Raw genomic sequence first — 14,953 nt, 5'->3', positions numbered from 1 at the left:
CCATGACCACCTGGCAGGACGTATCGAGCTCTTCTGGACCGTGGGTCCACTACGCCGCATCCGGATGTCTGCCCTCGCTCCTCGACGCTGCGGCGACTGAAGATGTGCTACTCGTTCAGCTTGACGGAACTCGAATGCACTCACTTGAAGACTTATTCCGGGAGTACGTGCGCGAGTTCTCGTTCCCAGAATACTTCGGCTGGAACTGGGCAGCATTCGGTGAATGCATGAAGGTACTGGACGGTCAACCTGCGCGGGCATACCTGACGATCATTACGCATGGTGATGAGATTCTATCGGACGAGCCCGAAGAGCTGAACACGTATCTTCGCCAGCTCGAGAAAATCGGACGACGTTGGGGAAGTGCATTTGCCCTTGGCCCCGCGTGGGGTGGCGGCGAGGTTCCATTCCACACCGTCGTCATCGACGGCAGTGACACGCTCGACATCCCAAGGACGCACGTGGATGCGTGACAGGAGGGCATTGTCTGGCATCGTTGCCGTGATCGTCGAAGATCGTCGAACGCTTGAACAGCTGAGATGTAATGACTTTCGAGGTGGATCCGATCAAGTTCATCGTGCACGACGAGCCCGCGCTTCGAGGCGAGAGCAACTACATTGCGAGGGTCGATCTTGCTCCCTTCGGATTCGAAGATCAGGTGGAGCAGGTTTGGCTTCGGCGTATGGCCGACGACGGTGAAGCTGTTGTGTGTTGCATCCCGTTCCGCGCCTGCGGCCTCGCCTTACGAGACATGGTGCGACTGTCTGCTGAAAGTACCGTGATCGAGCTGGTCAGACCTTCGGGAAGTCGAGCCTTGAGGGCATTGATCGCGGAACTCGATGTAGAGGGGATCCGGAGGGTTAACGCCGAAGTCCAGGCACGGATTTCGCAGTCGGGACTGCTCTTCGAGTGGAGTGGTGATCGGCACGTGGCGATCGACGTGCCGCCCGGCGCCGATGCGGAAGCCATCATGGACTACTTCGACGCTGAAGAGGCAGCGGATCGCCTGTCCTGGGAGTGGAGCGACGTCGTTCGCTTCCGCATCTGAGTCTCGAGGAAAGCTCGCTTCCCAATAGCAGCTCAGCGGAGGATGCGCGGATGATGATCGGCGTGTGCTTCAAGCGGGAAGCATCTGCTTCCCCGGCGTTGGCGTGACCAAGCGCGGCCAGCCCGGCCCGCTCGCCGCCCGAGGCGGCCCCGAAGGGCGGTCGTTGTGGACCGGTGCCCGATCTGGGGGAATCAGACGACCACAGTTGCTGACGGTGGGGCGTTCGCTCGTGGTGCGATTCGGCGTGCGCCGAAGGCGCAGATGGTAAGCCGCCGCGAAGCGGTGTTCGGTTTGCGTTCCCCGGGTATCCCCGCAGTCGACGGGAGTGCGGTCGTTAGCGCCACGGTTCCGCATGCCGCCGGAGGCGGTCAGAAGGCAGCCGCCGCGAAGTGGTGTCCGTTGTGCGTTTCCCGGTTGTCGCAGGCGCTTGGCGGGATCGCATTGGCGCCGGGTGCAGTTCCGCGCGCCGCCGGAGGCGGCCAAAAGGACTGTCGCCGCGAAGCGGTGTCCTTTGGCTGGTGTTCGCGGCGGTTAGTTCTTCTTGGGGGCTGACGTAGCGCGGATGTGGAGTTCGGTGCGGAGGGTGACTGTGGAGGGTGGGCGGCCGGGGGAGGTGGTGCGGTCTTTGAGGAGTTGGCCGGCGGTGCGGCCCAACTCGTAGGTGGGTTGGGCGACGGTGGTGAGGCTGGGTACGACGAGGTCGGCCCAGGGGATGTCGTCGAAGCCGACCACCGCGATGTCGTCGGGGGCTCGGAGGCCTTTGCGGGCCAGGCATTCGAGGGCGCCGACGGTCATCAGGTTGTTGGTGGCAAACAAAGCTTCCGGGGGATCGGCGAGTTCGAGGAGGCTTTCCATGGCGGCGTACCCGCCGGCCTCGCGGAAGTCCGCGTGCCGCACAAGATCCTTGTCGTACCGGATCCCACCAGCACGCAACGCCGACCGATACCCACCAAGCCGATCCATCGCCGTCGACACCTTGCGCGGACCAGTGATGCAGGCGATCCGCTGATATCCACCGTCGATCAAGTGTTTGACGCCCTCAAACGCACCATGCTCGTTGTCGACCAGAACGGTGTCCGCCTCGACCCCCTCGACCCGACGGTCGATCATCACCAGCGGGATCTTCGCGTCCGCCAGCAGTTGCACGCCCTCCGCAGTCGACGTCGGCGAGATCACTACACCCGCCATCTGATCGGTCAGCACGGCCGAGGCGTACGCCGCTTCCTTCGCCGGATCCTCGTCCGAATTGCACAGGACGACGTGGTACCCCTCGGTCTGCGCCACATCCTCGAGCCCGCGCACCAAAGATGTGAAGAACGGGTTCTCGATGTCGGAGATGACGACGGCCCACAGGTTCGTGGAGGATTTGCGCAGGTTGCGGGCGACGCCGTTCGGGCGGTAGCCGAGTTCCGCGACCGCGGCGCGGACCTTCTCGGACAGCTCGGGGTCCACGTTGCGCCGGCCGCTCAGGACCCGCGAAACCGTCGCCGGAGATACCCCCGACCTACGCGCGACGTCGTAGATCGTCGTCATACCCGCTCCCCGCTGGAGATCCGATGGTCGTCTGGATCGCACTCTAACTCCGATCCGGACAGTTGCGTCCACGGACCACCGAGCAACGGCGCTCCGCGGACACAAAGGATCTCATGATGCGGTGGACTCCAGCAGGGCCAGGGCAGCGGCGCGGGCCGGCGCCGAATCGGCGGCCCCGTTGACGGTAGTCGACAGCGCTCCGGCGGCATTCGCGAGGCGTACGGCGTCCACCAGTCCGGCCCCGTCGGCGAGCGAAGCAGCCAGCGTGCCGCAGAAGGCGTCGCCCGCGCCGACGGTATCGACGGTCGCGACCTCGTAGGCATCGACGCGTTCCTCGTACCCCGCGTCCCGGTCCAGCACGAACGCACCCCGCGACCCGAGCGTGACGACGCAACCACGCAGATCCCAGTCCTCGGCCAGCTTCCGGGCGATCATCGGCACCCCCGAGTCGTCGCAGTCCAGCCCGGTGAGGGCCGCAGCCTCGACCTCGTTCGGCACCAGGATGTCGACGTACGCCGCCAGCGACTGGTCGATCGGGCCGACCGGCGCGGGCGTGAGGATCGTGGTGACGCCCGCGGTCGAGGCGAGCCGGAGGGCGGTGTGGCTCGCCTCGACCGGGAGCTCGAGCTGCACGCTGAGCACCTTGCTCGAGGTCAACACGTCCACAGCCGCCTCGACGTCCGCAGCGGTGATCGCCGCGTTCGCGCGGGACACGATGATGATCGAGTTGCCGCCGTCCGGCAGCACCAGCGGCAGCCCGACGCCAGTTCCCAAAACCGGGTGCCGCACGACCCAGGACGTATCGACGCCGTTCGCCGAGAGCAGCTCGAGGAACTCCTCGCCGTACCGGTCCGCGCCGATCGTGCCGACGATCGCGGTCCGCGCACCCATCCGCGCGGCCGCGATCGCCTGGTTCACACCCTTGCCGCCGAGGAACTCCGCGAACCCCGTCCCGTGCAGCGTCTCACCTGGCAACGGCCGCCGCTCCGCCGACGCGACGAGATCCTTCATGAACGAACCGAGCACGCAGACATCGTTCATGCCTGGTCCTCCGCCAGACGCTTGCCCAAGGCACCGGATGGGTGGAACTGCGCGAAGTCGTGATGGCTGAACGACCGCAGTACGACGAGGGCGCACGCCAACGCGTCGCCCATTGCCAGCGAGGCCGTCGTCGAGGCAGTCGGTGCCAGGTTCAGCGGATCGGCCTCGCGCAGCACCATCGTGTCGAGTGTGTACGTCGCCAACCGGGCCAGCGTCGACTCTTCCTGACCGGTCATCGCGATCACCGGGATCGTCCGCTCCCGCAGCATTCGTGCGAACGCGCACACCTCAACGGTCTCGCCGGATGCAGAGAGCGCCAGCACGATGTCGCGCGACGTCACCGCGCCGGAATCCCCGTGCAGCGCATCGCCTGAGTGGATGAATGTGGCCGGCGTACCCGTGCTGGCCAGCGTGGCGGCGATCTTCCGACCGACCAGACCGGACTTCCCGAGACCGGTCACCACCAGGTGGCCTTCGCACCGGGCGACCGCGAGCAGTACGTCGAGGAACATCCCGTCCAGGCGGCCCGCGAGTGCCGAGACGGCTGCGGCCTCGGTCTCGATGGCATCGCGCGCCGCCTGTAGTCCGCGTGCGACCAGGTCCCTGGACAGCTCGTCGGCCGTGCGGTGGGCGGACGCACGGTTCGGCACAACTGGCATCCCAGCGCCTCTCATCTCAGAAATCGATTTCCGCAGATTAGGCAGCGTGGCCGATCCGTGTCAACGCCTGCACGCAGGTCGAAACCCTTGCCAGTACGCGGGAAATCGGCAGGGTTGATCACATCGTCATCCCGTCGGCTCTTGACCGGCCAGGCCGCCGATCGTAGATTGCGAGAAATCGATTGCCCCTCGGCCTCCCCGAATCCCCGCCCGAAACACACCACCCTGGAGCACCTGATGGCCGCAACACCCTTCCCTGCCAGGCAGCTCACCCGCCGCTCCGTCCTGCGCGGCGGTCTGGGCGCCTTCGCCGCGACGGCTGCCGGCGTACCGCTGCTGTCCGCCTGCGGCGGCAACGACTCCGGCGGCAACGCCAAGGAGATGTCGTTCTGGAACTTCTACGGCCCGTCCGACGACCAGGGACCGCAGAGCAAGTGGTTCGTCGACACCGTCGCGGAGTGGAACAAGAACAACGACGTCAAGGTCAAGCTGCGCTACATCCCCGGCAAGGACTACCTGAACGGGACCACCCTGCAGACCGCGTTCCAGTCGGGCCAGGGCCCGGACATCTTCCTGATCAGCCCCGGCGACTTCCTCCGCTACTCCAACGGCGGCGTCCTGCAGGATCTCGGATCGGCGTTGACGGACGAGGCCAAGAAGGACTACCTGCCCGGCCTGCTCGAAGCGCGCAGCGTGGACGGCAAGGTGTACGGCCTGCCGATGGAGATCGAGCCGCTCGCGATGTACTACAGCGAAACCGCGTTCGAGTCGGCCGGTCTGTCCGAGGCCGATCTGCCGAAGACCTGGGACCAGACCATCGCGGTTGCGCAGAAGCTGACCAACAGCAAGCGGTACGGCGTGATGTTCGAGACGCTGCCCGGCTACTACCAGAACTTCACCTGGTACCCGTTCCTGTGGCAGGGCGACGGCAACGCGGTCAAGGACGGCAAGTCCGCGTTCGACTCGCCGGCCGCCGTCCAGGCGCTGAAGTTCTGGGGCGACACGATCAAGAACAAGGTTGCCCCGCGCAAGGCCCTCGGCGACGGTGGCGGTGACGTGGTATCGAACCTCGGTTCGGGCGCGGCCGCGATGCAGCAGAGCGGGATCTGGGCGGTCGCGGACATGCGGACCAAGGCGAAGACCTTCAAGTACGGCATCATTCCGCTGCCGACGCCGGACGGCGGCTCGGCGGCCACCGACCTCGGCGGCTGGGCCTTCGTCGCCAACTCGAAGGGCAAGAACCCGGAGGCCGCGGCGAAGTTCATCGCGTGGGCGCTCGGTTCGACCGATGCGGCCGGCGTCGAGCGGCAGCGGCAGTGGAACACCGTGGTGAAGACCAACCTGCCGCCGCGCAAGTCGGTGCAGCAGGCCGCGGACGCAAAGGGTGCGTTCGCCGACGGCGCGCTGAAGAAGTTCGTCAGCGAGATCGCGCCGACCGGCAAACCCGAGCCGCGGTTCCCACCGGAGGTGTACCAGCCGATCGCCGACGCGATCCAGGCCTGCCAGTTGAACGCAGCCGATCCGGCCAAGGCGGCGGCCGACGCGGCGGAGAAGATCGACACGTTCCTGAAGACCTACCAGGGCGCGCCGATCAGCTGATGGTGACGACAACAGTCCCTCCTACCAAGCCGCTGGTGAAGGCTTCGGGGAAACCCAAGGCAGGTATGACCAGAAAGCGGCGCGAGGCGTTGGCGGCATACGCCTTCCTCGCGCCGGACACGATCGGTCTGCTGATCTTCGTTGCGATCCCGATGGTGCTGGCCTTCGGGGTCGCGTTCTTCAAGGTCGATGGCTTCGGCAACTATCAGTACGTCGGACTGGCCAACTACAAGCTGATGGCCGGGGACGATCAGCTCTGGGCGTCGCTGAAGGTCACCGCGATCTATGTGGTCACGTTCGTGCCGATCGCGTTCGTGGTGAGCTTCGCGCTGGCAATGCTGGTCCGCAACCACTTCAAGGGCATCGGCTGGGTCCGATCGGCGTTCTTCCTGCCGAACGTCGTCAGCCTGGTCGTGGTCGGTCTGATCTGGCAGTTCCTGCTGGTCGACAAACGCGGGGCGCTCTCGAAGATCCTGGCGCCGTTCGGCCTCGGTGACGTGTCGTTCCTCGGTACGCCATCCCTTGCCCTAGGAACCTATGTGGTGATCAGTGTCTGGTTCCTGATGGGATACCAGATGCTGGTGTTCCTGGCCGGGCTGAAGGACGTGCCGAAAGAGCTCGAGGACGCCGCGCAGATCGACGGTGCGGGCTCCTGGCAACGATTCCGCTACGTGATCTGGCCGCTGCTGCGGCCGACCAGCTTCTTCGTCGTGGTGAACTCGACGATCGGCGCGGTCACCGGTCTGCAGGCGTTCGACCTGGTCTTCGTGCTCACCAAGGGCGGTCCGGCGCGCGCGACCAGCACGGTCGTGCTCTACATCTACGAGCAGGCGTTCACCTTCAACAACATGGGGTACGCCGCCGCGCTGACCACCGTGGTCGTGGCGATCCTCGTCGTCTGCACCGGCTTGATGTTCGGCGTCACCCGAGGAGGTCGCTTCGATGAGGATTAGAGTCCTCCCGATCCTGGCTCATGTGCTGGCGATCATCGCGGTCGCGCCGCTGCTGTGGATCCTGATCAGTGCGTTGAAGCCGGCCGAGGACGTGTTCAACTTCGGCTGGCCGTCGACGTGGACGCTGGACAACCTGCAGTACGTGCTGCTGAAGATCCCGATGCCGCGGTTCATGCTGAACTCCGCGATCGTGTCGGTGACGGTCACCGTGATCGCGCTGTTCTTCCACAGCATGGCGGCGTACGCGCTGGCCCGGCTGCGGTTCCCGGGGCGCGGGATCATCTTCTCCGGGATCATGTCGACACTGCTCGTGTCGCTGCCGGTGATACTAGTTCCGTTGTTTCTAGTGGCAAAGCAACTAGGTCTGCTCGACAGTTACGCCGGGTTGATCGTGCCGAGCATCTTTCATGCGTTCGGCATCTTCCTGCTCCGGCAGTACTACCTGAACATCCCGCGTGAGCTCGAGGAGGCGGCCGATCTCGACGGCTGCGGTTACTGGCGGCGGTACTGGAGCGTGATCCTGCCGCTCAGCCGGCCGGTGCTCGCGTCGCTGTCGGTGCTGTTCTTCCTGGCCAACTGGAACGCGTTCCTCTGGCCGCTCACCATCACCCGGAACCCGGATCTGCGCGTCATCCAGCTCGGCGTCTCCGGCATGCAGGGGCAGTACGCCTCGGCCTGGAATCTCATTCTCGCGGCCGCCGTGATCGCGGCCGTTCCGACGGTCGTGGTGTTCGTCGCGGGCCAGCGCCGGCTGGTCGACGCGATGAAGACGACCGGCCTCAAATGAAGGGCGCCTGTCATGAAACGTGGGGCACTGCTTGCCGTCCTGCCGCTGGTCTTCGGATCAGCGGCACTCCTCACCCAGTCCGCCGAACCGGCAGGCCATACCAAACCGTATGGTACGGCGGCCTCGGTCGGGACCGTGCAGGTCGACTCGAAAGGCACGCCCAGCAACAGCGACGGCGACCTCTGGCCGTCCTGCTGGGCGGGCAACGACAAGATGTACGCCGCCAACGGTGACGGCAAGGGCTTCAGCACCGACGGGGACTTCGCCGACATCGCCGTCAGCGAGATCAACGGCACGCCAGGGAACTTGTCCGGGGCAACGATCTCCAAGGGCGATCAGGTCGGCTCGGTCTGGAGCGGTGCCGGCTACAACCGCAAGCCGACCGGGATGGTGTGCGTCGGGGACACGCTGTACCTCGCGGTGCAGGACCTCGCGCTGGACTTCAACGACGTACCCGCAGCGACGATCCTGAAGTCGACGGACCACGGGAAAACGTGGACCTGGGACAACACCAAGCCGATGTTCTCGAACCACGTCTTCACGACGATCTGGTTCGCGGACTTCGGCAAGGGCGGTGCGCTGGCGCCGGACGGCTACGTCTATGCGTACGGGCTGGACGGCAACTGGCGGGACTCGTTCGACGACACGGTTGCCGATCCGCAGAGCGTGTTCCTCGCGAGGGTGCCGAAGAACAAGGTGCAGGACCGCGGCGCGTGGAAGTTCTACACCGGCGCCGGATGGTCGTCGAGGCTCGCGGATCGCAAGCCTGTGCTCACCGACACGCGGCGGTTGTACGCGCAGACGTACGGCACGAACGCCTCCAACCTGAGCGTGATCAGCCAGGGCGGTGTCACGTACCTCGCGAAGCAGAAGCGGTACGTGTACACGTCGTGGACGGAGTACACCTTCGAGTTCTACGAGTCGCCGACGCCGTGGGGTCCGTGGAAACACTTCCTGAGCAAGGACTTCGGCGGGTACCCGTGGTCGACGTCGAAGTACGGCGGGTACGGCGTGACGATCCCGTCGAAGTTCGTCCAACCCGACGGCAACACGATGTACATCCAGGCGAACGTCTGCCCGTGCGGCGGCGGTGGCATCGGTACGTCGGTCTACAACTTCAACCTGCGCAAGCTGGTCATCACCCCGTCGACCAACGCGCCCGCCACCAACCTGCCCGGCCCCGGCAACCTCGCGGCGCCGGCGTCAGGTGCGGTCGCGATCTCGAAGTCGACGAACTCCGGCAGCCTCGCGTTGATGAACGACGGCGCAAAGACGGGCAGCGAGTCGGACTTCGACGACGAGGTGAAGGGCACCTCGTGGTGGGGGTACGAGTGGCCGGCGCGGCACAAAGTCAACAACGTCGAGTTCACGTCGGGCGCGGTCTCGGCCGAGGGCGGCTACTTCACCGGTCGGCCGCGGGTCCAGGTCAAGCGGAACGGCGAGTGGGTCGAGGTCGGCTCGCAGACCGTTTCACCGGCGTACCCGGGTGATGCGTCCGCCGGCGCGAACACGACGTACACGATCACGTTCCCGGTGCAGGAGACCGACGGCGTGCGGGTGATCGGGTTGCCTGGTGGGACGCGTTCCTTCACGACTGTGTCCGAGCTCGCAGTCCGGTACGTCTCACAGCTGGCAGACGGTGGCTTCGAGGGCACCGGCGGCGGGAAGCCGGCTTGGCTCTTCGAAGGTACGGCGGCCAACGGCGTCGACCGCGGCCTCGGCTTCGCGCACTCGGGCGCCAACAACGGCTGGATCCGCTGTACCTGCACGGGTTTCAGCGACCTGTACCAGACGGTCCCGGTCACGCCGGGCGCGACGTACACCTTCGGCTCGTGGATCAACGCCTCCGCCAACCTCCCAGCAGACCAGGGCCGCTTCGGCGTCCGCGCCGGTACGACGGACCTCGCCAGCACCACGTTCGGCGCCGGCACCGGCTACGTCCACCACGAGGTCACGGTGAAGGTCCCCGCCAACACCCACGAGGTCACCGTCTACGCCGGCTTCAACGCCCCCAACCTCGACACCTGGATCCAGGCAGACGACTTCACCGTCAGCTGACCCCGCTTTCCGGAAAGAAGTCGTCACCCACCGACGACTTCTTTCCGGAAAGGACGCAGGGCATGACCATGGGTCTTCACTTGCAGCAGTTGGCAACCGTCGTCGTACAGGTCTGATACCAGCCGCCGAACCAGCGCTGTGCCGATGCCCTGCCGGTGCCACTTCGGCGCGACCGCCATCAGGTGGATCTCGGCGGCCTGCGGGAAATGCCGCCGATAGAGCAGTACGCCAGTCGGCTCGCCCTCCGCACGGGCAAGCAGGCCGGGGAGCTCGCGAGCCGCGTTCACGTATTCCGCGTTGGCCTCGGGTATGCCGAACCAAGCCGGTAGCTGCTCGATGAGCTTCTCGGTGACGCCGGCCAACTCGTTCGACCCGTCCACCGCGGAGATATCCATCGTCGAACACTTGCACAGCTGCGGACCCCCGCCACTCATCAACAAGGGCTCCGGTGTGCCTACGGCCAGGGGAGGAGGTTCGGTGCGGGGCCGGTGACTGGGCCTGGGGTTGGGCGGCCGGCGTACCAGGCGGTTAGGTCGGTCAGGGCACCGGTGAGCGTGACGGTCTCGCCGGTGCCGTTGTCCCAGGTGGTGTCGTCGGACTGCAGGACCAGGTGGATGCCGTCGGGGGTGCGGGGGCGGAGGAAGTCCAGCAGGTGCAGGCAGAACGAGGAGGACCAGCTGGCAGAAGTGACACCCAGGTTGAGGTCTGTGGTGTGGATGGTTAGTTCTCGCCAAGTGGCCTGGAGGCCGGCGGAGAGGTTGCTGTTGCGGTGGAGGATGGGGAGGGGCCAGTCGGTGGGGCTGACCTTGTCCCAGGAGGCGAGCAGGGTGGTGACGGCCTGGGTGAGGTGGGTGCGGAGGTCGGCGGCGGAGCGGTCGGCGCCGGCTTCGATGGCGGCGTCGCGGGCGGGGCGGCCGCCGTCGTACACCTCGATCAGGCGGCCCTCGAGCGCCTCGTCGACCTGACGGGTCATCGCCTCGGAGAAGTTCGCGATGTGCGTGATGACGTGACCGCGGGACCACCCGGGCAGGTCCGAATCGCCGCGGGCGGTCGCGTCGTCCAGGTCCGCGACGAGGGCGAGCAACTGCTCGGCGGAGGCGCGTACTTCGTTCAGGGCCACAACAGCTCCGTTGTCCATTGGTCCTCGAGCCGGTAGCGCAGCCGGGTGTGCCGGCGATCCGGATCGGCCTGCCAGAACTCGACCTCTTCCGCTCGCAGCGTGTAGAGCGTCCAGTTCGGCGCGACCAGCTCGGGGTCGTCGGCGATCCGCTCCGCCTGCTCCTTCACGGCCACGTCGATGTCCGTGGGATCCGCGAGTACGGCGCTCTGCAGCCCGACCAGCGCCTCCGCCCGAGCCGCCTCCGGCCGCATCAGGAAGTCGCGCGCCGATTCCTCCGGATCCGCCGGTGAGACCGTGCCGAGTACGCGGACCTGCCGTCCGAGCGGGATCCAGTAGAACGTGAGAGCGGCGTACGGCGAGGTGGCGAGCTCGTCGCCCTTGCGGCTGGTCGACGTCGACGCGAACTGCCAGCCGTCGTCCGTCACGTTCTTGAGGATCAGGACCCGCCCGTTCGGCCGGCCGTCGGCGCGGACCGTGGACAGGGTCATGGCGCACGGTTCCGGCACCTGCTCGTCGATCGCGCTCAGCAGCCACTCGACGAACAGCGGGTGCGGCGTCTCGGGCGCAAGTGCGGGATCCCAGGCGGGCGGAGTGCCGGTCAGCGTCGGTACGGCGCGCAGCCGGGTGCGGAGGTCGGTCACGCTTCGAGACCCTAGGCGACGTATTCACATGGCAGCAACCAGATTTCCCATTAGGATCACCGAGTGAGCACGCTGGCCTTCGCCCTCGCCGCGACCATCAAGCACGACGGCCACGGCGGCGTCGCAGACCTGCTCGCGACCCCCGCGGACGCCGCCGCGTGGTTGGAACAGCACCAGAACCAGCTCATCGAGATCCTCGGCCGCCCACTGGCCGACCACGCCCGGCGCTCCGCGCCGCGCGCGCCCGCCGCCGCGGCCGACCATCCCGGGCGAGCTACGCCGGCGGCGACCGCCCCTTCCGGGCGAGCTACGCCGGCGGCGACCGCCCCTTCCGGGCGAGTGACGGCGGCGGCCGACCCTTCCGGGCGAGTGACGGCGGCGGCTCACGCTTCCGTGCTTCGTGTCGGAGGCGATGGTGAGTTGGACGCGCGCTTGCATGACGAGCTTGTGGGGATTCGGCGGGCGGTGCGGGCGATGTTTGCTCGGGCGGTTGCGCCTGCGGCGCCCAGCCGGGCTGATGCTCATCTGTTGATGGATGTCGGCGCGGCTGTGGGGATGATCAACCAGGCTGCAGGCCGCCTGGGATCCCAGCGGCTGGTGTGGGAGAGAGATGGGGAGCCGGGGGTCGCATGGCATGCGAATACGGCGGATCCGGTGGAGCTGGTGGTGGCCGCTGTCGGTCGATCGGCGATCGAGTTCTTGAGCGGGCCGGATCGGGTGCGGTTGCGGGCGTGTCCGGCGGCTCGCTGCGTGAAGTACTTCCTTCAGGACGATCCGCGGCAGATGTGGTGCTCGGCGTCGTGCGGAAACCGGGAGCGGGTGAACCGGCACTACCGGAAACGGCAGTCCGGATAGCCTGTCGGCTATGACCATCGCGCGTTTCAAAGACTTGTGTGTCGACGTGTCGTCGCCGAGTGAGATGGTCGCGTTCTGGGGCCGGGTGATCGGCCTGACCGCGCCCGCCGACAACCCGAACGTGCTGGTCGGCGACACGCCGGAGAAGACGATCTGGATGTGCAAGGTCCCGGAGTCGAAGACGGTCAAGAACCGCGTCCACCTGGACCTGATCACGGGCGCGATCGAGGACCTCGAGCGCGCCGGCGCCAAGGTCCATACGCCGGCCACCGAAGAGCAGCAGTGGACCGTGATGACGGATCCCGAAGGTGGGGAGTTCTGCGGATTCGTCCGCGACACGGTTCCGGCGTACCGGCTGATGGAGCTGATCGTCGACTCGGCCGAGCCGGAGAAGCAGGCGCGCTGGTGGGCGGGCGTGGTCGGCGGCGATTTCATGAGCCGGCCGGGTACGCCGTACTTCTGGCTCGAGAACGTGCCCGGCCTGCCGTTCCGGTACTGGGTCTTCGTGCCGGTGCCCGAGCCCAAGACGGTGAAGAACCGGGTGCACTGGGACGTCACGGCGCCCGCGCTGCAACCGGTGCTCGACGCGGGTGCGACACTGCTGCGGCCCAAGGACGACGAGATCGGCTGGCACGTCTGCGCCGACCCCGAAGGCAACGAATTCTGCGTGTTCCTTCCCCCGGAGGCCTGATGACCAAGCTGGACCTGACCGCGAGCGCACCGGATCTGACCGAGGCGCTGGTGAACGTTTCGTCGGTCAGCGGGACCGAGGAGAAGCTCGCGGACAAGGTCGAGAAGGCGTTGTCGGCGTACGGTCATCTGAAGGTGTTCCGGCACGGCAACACCGTGGTCGCGCGGACCGATCTCGGGCGCGACGAGCGGGTCGTCATCGCCGGTCACCTCGACACCGTCCCGCTCAACGACAACCTGCCGGCCCGCCGCGCCGACGGCCTGATCCACGGCCTCGGCGCCTGCGACATGAAGGGCGGCGTCGCGGTCGCGCTCCGGCTGGCGGCGAGCCTCGACGAGCCGAACCGGGACGTCACCTACGTCTTCTACGACTGCGAGGAGATCGAGGCGGAGCGCAACGGTCTCTTCAAACTGACCCGGTCCAACCCCGAGCTGCTCGAGGGCGTGTTCGCGGTCGTGATGGAGCCGTCGAACGCCGTCGTCGAGGCCGGCTGCCAGGGCACGATGCGGATCGAGGTCACCACCCGCGGCGAGCGGGCGCACTCGGCCCGGTCGTGGATGGGGTCGAACGCGATCCACGCCGCGGGCGAGGTGCTCGCGCGGCTGGCGGCGTACGAGCCGCGGCGGGTGCCGATCGACGGGCTCGAGTACCGCGAGGGGCTGAACGCGGTCGCGATCAGCGGCGGCGTCGCGGGGAACGTCGTACCGGATCTGTGCACGGTGACGATCAACTACCGCTTCGCGCCCAGCCGGTCCGAGGCGGAGGCCGAGGAGCATCTGCGCGAGGTGTTCGAGGGGTACGACGTTGCCGTGACGGACTCGGCTCCGGGCGGGCTGCCGGGGCTGGAGCGGCCGGCCGCGGCGGCGTTCCTCGAGGTGGTCGGGGGAGAGCCGCAGCCGAAGTTCGGGTGGACGGACGTGGCGCGGTTCACGCTGCTCGGTGTACCGGCGGTGAACTACGGGCCGGGCGACCCGCTGTATGCGCACAAGCAGGACGAGTTCGTGCCCGAGGCCGAGATCGAGCTGTGTGAACAGCGGTTGAGGAGTTGGTTGACTCACCGCGCCTGAGCCGTCCGCGTTACCGGTCAGGCCATAATCTGGACGTATGTCAGAACCATCGATCCACCCCGACAGGCCGGCCGGCCTGGTCGGCCAGCAGCAGCGCGGGCCGATCGTGATGCGGCGCAAGCAGGTGCAGCACTCCACCTCCGAGCAGCGGCTGCTGGACAGCCGCGGACCGTCGGACTGGGTGCACACCGACCCGTGGCGGGTGCTGCGGATCCAGTCGGAGTTCATCGAGGGGTTCGGCATGCTGGCCGAGCTCGGCGCCGCGATCAGCGTGTTCGGCTCGGCGCGGACCAAGCCTGACGATCCGATGTACGCCGCCGCCGAGGAGACCGGGCGGAAGCTGGTCGCGGCCGGGTACGCCGTCATCACCGGCGGCGGACCGGGGGTGATGGAGGCCGCGAACAAGGGCGCCTCCGAGGCCGGCGGCGTGTCGGTCGGGCTCGGGATCGAGCTGCCCTTCGAGAACGGCCTGAACGAGTGGGTCGACATCGGGATGAACTTCCGGTACTTCTTCACCCGCAAGACGATGTTCGTGAAGTACGCCCAGGGGTTCGTGGTGATGCCGGGCGGGTTCGGCACGCTGGACGAGCTGTTCGAGGCGCTCACGCTGGCGCAGACGCGGAAGGTCACGTCGTTCCCGGTCGTGCTGTTCGGTACGGCGTACTGGGGCGGGCTGGTCGACTGGCTGCGGAACACGATGCTCGCCGACGGGAAGATCTCGGCCGCCGATCTGGACATGTTCGTGGTCACCGACGACGTCGACGAGGCGATCAGCTACATCATGAAAGCCGGCGAGCTGGCCGACGCCGCGGCCGAGGAAGCCGCCGAGGCGGCCGCGCGGGAGGTCGACAGCTCGTCGGAGAAGGCGCGCCGGCTGGGGTCCGACGGGAGCTGAAATCCC

General features: G+C 67.1%; 16 protein-coding genes. 10 read left to right on the top strand and 6 right to left on the bottom strand.

What is annotated here, in order from left to right:
• The first annotated feature begins 2 nt into the window (after window positions 1-2).
• Together ABT313_RS33885 and ABT313_RS33880 are read left to right on the top strand one after the other, a co-directional pair.
• The gene (locus tag ABT313_RS33885; protein ID WP_350862214.1) at window positions 3-473 is read left to right on the top strand and encodes a barstar family protein; all 471 of its coding nucleotides are present in this window, start codon (window positions 3-5) and stop codon (window positions 471-473) included.
• A gap of 71 nt (window positions 474-544) precedes the next feature.
• Window positions 545-1,048: a DUF4265 domain-containing protein gene (locus ABT313_RS33880; RefSeq protein WP_350862212.1), complete on the top strand. Its 504-nt coding sequence runs from the start codon at window positions 545-547 to the stop codon at window positions 1,046-1,048.
• 531 nt (window positions 1,049-1,579) lie between these two features.
• Here the strand turns inward: ABT313_RS33880 and ABT313_RS33875 are convergent.
• From ABT313_RS33875 to ABT313_RS33865, 3 genes are all read right to left on the bottom strand, one after another.
• Window positions 1,580-2,581, bottom strand: coding sequence for a LacI family DNA-binding transcriptional regulator (locus tag ABT313_RS33875; protein WP_350862210.1), 1,002 nt, complete (start codon window positions 2,579-2,581; stop codon window positions 1,580-1,582).
• A 111-nt stretch (window positions 2,582-2,692) separates the two neighbouring features.
• A complete protein-coding gene (locus ABT313_RS33870; RefSeq protein ID WP_350862208.1) occupies window positions 2,693-3,622 on the bottom strand; it encodes a ribokinase in 930 nt (309 codons plus the stop codon).
• A complete protein-coding gene (locus ABT313_RS33865) occupies window positions 3,619-4,281 on the bottom strand; it encodes a KpsF/GutQ family sugar-phosphate isomerase (RefSeq protein ID WP_350862207.1) in 663 nt (220 codons plus the stop codon). The genes ABT313_RS33870 and ABT313_RS33865 overlap by 4 nt, the downstream gene beginning before the upstream one ends.
• Window positions 4,282-4,518: 237 nt before the next feature.
• Here ABT313_RS33865 and ABT313_RS33860 point away from each other — a divergent pair, with 237 nt between their 5' ends.
• From ABT313_RS33860 to ABT313_RS33845, 4 genes are all read left to right on the top strand, one after another.
• A complete protein-coding gene (locus ABT313_RS33860) occupies window positions 4,519-5,880 on the top strand; it encodes an ABC transporter substrate-binding protein (RefSeq protein ID WP_350862205.1) in 1,362 nt (453 codons plus the stop codon).
• 65 nt (window positions 5,881-5,945) lie between these two features.
• Window positions 5,946-6,833, top strand: a complete 888-nt coding sequence (locus ABT313_RS33855) for a carbohydrate ABC transporter permease (protein ID WP_350862203.1) — start codon at window positions 5,946-5,948, stop codon at window positions 6,831-6,833.
• Window positions 6,823-7,620 carry a carbohydrate ABC transporter permease gene (locus ABT313_RS33850; protein ID WP_350862201.1) on the top strand — a complete coding sequence of 266 codons (798 nt, stop codon included), beginning with the start codon at window positions 6,823-6,825 and terminating at the stop codon, window positions 7,618-7,620. The genes ABT313_RS33855 and ABT313_RS33850 overlap by 11 nt, the downstream gene beginning before the upstream one ends.
• Window positions 7,621-7,632: 12 nt before the next feature.
• Window positions 7,633-9,678, top strand: a complete 2,046-nt coding sequence (locus tag ABT313_RS33845; protein WP_350862199.1) for a DUF5005 domain-containing protein — start codon at window positions 7,633-7,635, stop codon at window positions 9,676-9,678.
• Between the two features lie 23 nt (window positions 9,679-9,701).
• On the opposite strand, the gene ABT313_RS33840 is transcribed toward ABT313_RS33845, so the two are convergent.
• Genes ABT313_RS33840 through ABT313_RS33830 form a run of 3 tightly spaced genes read right to left on the bottom strand, consistent with a single transcriptional unit; the run spans window position 9,702 to window position 11,439 of the window.
• On the bottom strand, window positions 9,702-10,073 hold the full coding sequence (locus tag ABT313_RS33840; protein ID WP_350862197.1) for a GNAT family N-acetyltransferase: 372 nt from the start codon (window positions 10,071-10,073) through the stop codon (window positions 9,702-9,704).
• Window positions 10,074-10,132: 59 nt separating this feature from the next.
• The gene (locus ABT313_RS33835) at window positions 10,133-10,816 is read right to left on the bottom strand and encodes a maleylpyruvate isomerase family mycothiol-dependent enzyme (RefSeq protein WP_350862195.1); all 684 of its coding nucleotides are present in this window, start codon (window positions 10,814-10,816) and stop codon (window positions 10,133-10,135) included.
• On the bottom strand, window positions 10,789-11,439 hold the full coding sequence (locus tag ABT313_RS33830; protein WP_350862194.1) for a pyridoxine/pyridoxamine 5'-phosphate oxidase: 651 nt from the start codon (window positions 11,437-11,439) through the stop codon (window positions 10,789-10,791). The genes ABT313_RS33835 and ABT313_RS33830 overlap by 28 nt, the downstream gene beginning before the upstream one ends.
• A 63-nt stretch (window positions 11,440-11,502) precedes the next feature.
• Between ABT313_RS33830 and ABT313_RS33825 the strand changes: the two genes are divergently transcribed.
• Genes ABT313_RS33825 through ABT313_RS33810 form a run of 4 tightly spaced genes read left to right on the top strand, consistent with a single transcriptional unit; the run spans window position 11,503 to window position 14,947 of the window.
• Complete coding sequence (locus tag ABT313_RS33825; RefSeq protein WP_350862192.1) at window positions 11,503-12,294, top strand: CGNR zinc finger domain-containing protein; 792 nt, start codon at window positions 11,503-11,505, stop codon at window positions 12,292-12,294.
• Between the two features lie 10 nt (window positions 12,295-12,304).
• Complete coding sequence (locus tag ABT313_RS33820) at window positions 12,305-12,985, top strand: VOC family protein (protein WP_350862190.1); 681 nt, start codon at window positions 12,305-12,307, stop codon at window positions 12,983-12,985.
• Window positions 12,985-14,052 (top strand): succinyl-diaminopimelate desuccinylase, encoded by a 1,068-nt coding sequence (dapE, locus tag ABT313_RS33815; RefSeq protein ID WP_350862188.1) that lies wholly within the window; start codon window positions 12,985-12,987, stop codon window positions 14,050-14,052. Before ABT313_RS33820 ends, dapE begins: the two co-directional genes overlap by 1 nt.
• A gap of 37 nt (window positions 14,053-14,089) precedes the next feature.
• A complete protein-coding gene (locus tag ABT313_RS33810; RefSeq protein ID WP_350862186.1) occupies window positions 14,090-14,947 on the top strand; it encodes an LOG family protein in 858 nt (285 codons plus the stop codon).
• Window positions 14,948-14,953 lie beyond the last annotated feature (6 nt).

The sequence above is a fragment of the Kribbella sp. NPDC000426 genome (assembly GCF_040300265.1).
Lineage (GTDB): Bacteria > Actinomycetota > Actinomycetes > Propionibacteriales > Kribbellaceae > Kribbella.
This window is presented reverse-complemented; position numbering and strand designations above follow the sequence as displayed.

What these genes read in the sequence shown, in the direction of transcription:
- ABT313_RS33885 (WP_350862214.1), top strand. Translation starts at nt 3, where the DNA reads ATGACCACCTGGCAGGACGTATCGAGCTCTTCTGGACCGTGGGTCCAC.
- ABT313_RS33865 (WP_350862207.1), bottom strand. Translation starts at nt 4,281, where the DNA reads ATGCCAGTTGTGCCGAACCGTGCGTCCGCCCACCGCACGGCCGACGAG.
- ABT313_RS33835 (WP_350862195.1), bottom strand. Translation starts at nt 10,816, where the DNA reads ATGGACAACGGAGCTGTTGTGGCCCTGAACGAAGTACGCGCCTCCGCC.
- dapE (WP_350862188.1), top strand. Translation starts at nt 12,985, where the DNA reads ATGACCAAGCTGGACCTGACCGCGAGCGCACCGGATCTGACCGAGGCG.
- ABT313_RS33810 (WP_350862186.1), top strand. Translation starts at nt 14,090, where the DNA reads ATGTCAGAACCATCGATCCACCCCGACAGGCCGGCCGGCCTGGTCGGC.
- ABT313_RS33860 (WP_350862205.1), top strand. Translation starts at nt 4,519, where the DNA reads ATGGCCGCAACACCCTTCCCTGCCAGGCAGCTCACCCGCCGCTCCGTC.
- ABT313_RS33820 (WP_350862190.1), top strand. Translation starts at nt 12,305, where the DNA reads ATGACCATCGCGCGTTTCAAAGACTTGTGTGTCGACGTGTCGTCGCCG.
- ABT313_RS33840 (WP_350862197.1), bottom strand. Translation starts at nt 10,073, where the DNA reads ATGGATATCTCCGCGGTGGACGGGTCGAACGAGTTGGCCGGCGTCACC.
- ABT313_RS33880 (WP_350862212.1), top strand. Translation starts at nt 545, where the DNA reads ATGACTTTCGAGGTGGATCCGATCAAGTTCATCGTGCACGACGAGCCC.
- ABT313_RS33875 (WP_350862210.1), bottom strand. Translation starts at nt 2,581, where the DNA reads ATGACGACGATCTACGACGTCGCGCGTAGGTCGGGGGTATCTCCGGCG.
- ABT313_RS33870 (WP_350862208.1), bottom strand. Translation starts at nt 3,622, where the DNA reads ATGAACGATGTCTGCGTGCTCGGTTCGTTCATGAAGGATCTCGTCGCG.
- ABT313_RS33845 (WP_350862199.1), top strand. Translation starts at nt 7,633, where the DNA reads ATGAAACGTGGGGCACTGCTTGCCGTCCTGCCGCTGGTCTTCGGATCA.
- ABT313_RS33850 (WP_350862201.1), top strand. Translation starts at nt 6,823, where the DNA reads ATGAGGATTAGAGTCCTCCCGATCCTGGCTCATGTGCTGGCGATCATC.
- ABT313_RS33855 (WP_350862203.1), top strand. Translation starts at nt 5,946, where the DNA reads ATGACCAGAAAGCGGCGCGAGGCGTTGGCGGCATACGCCTTCCTCGCG.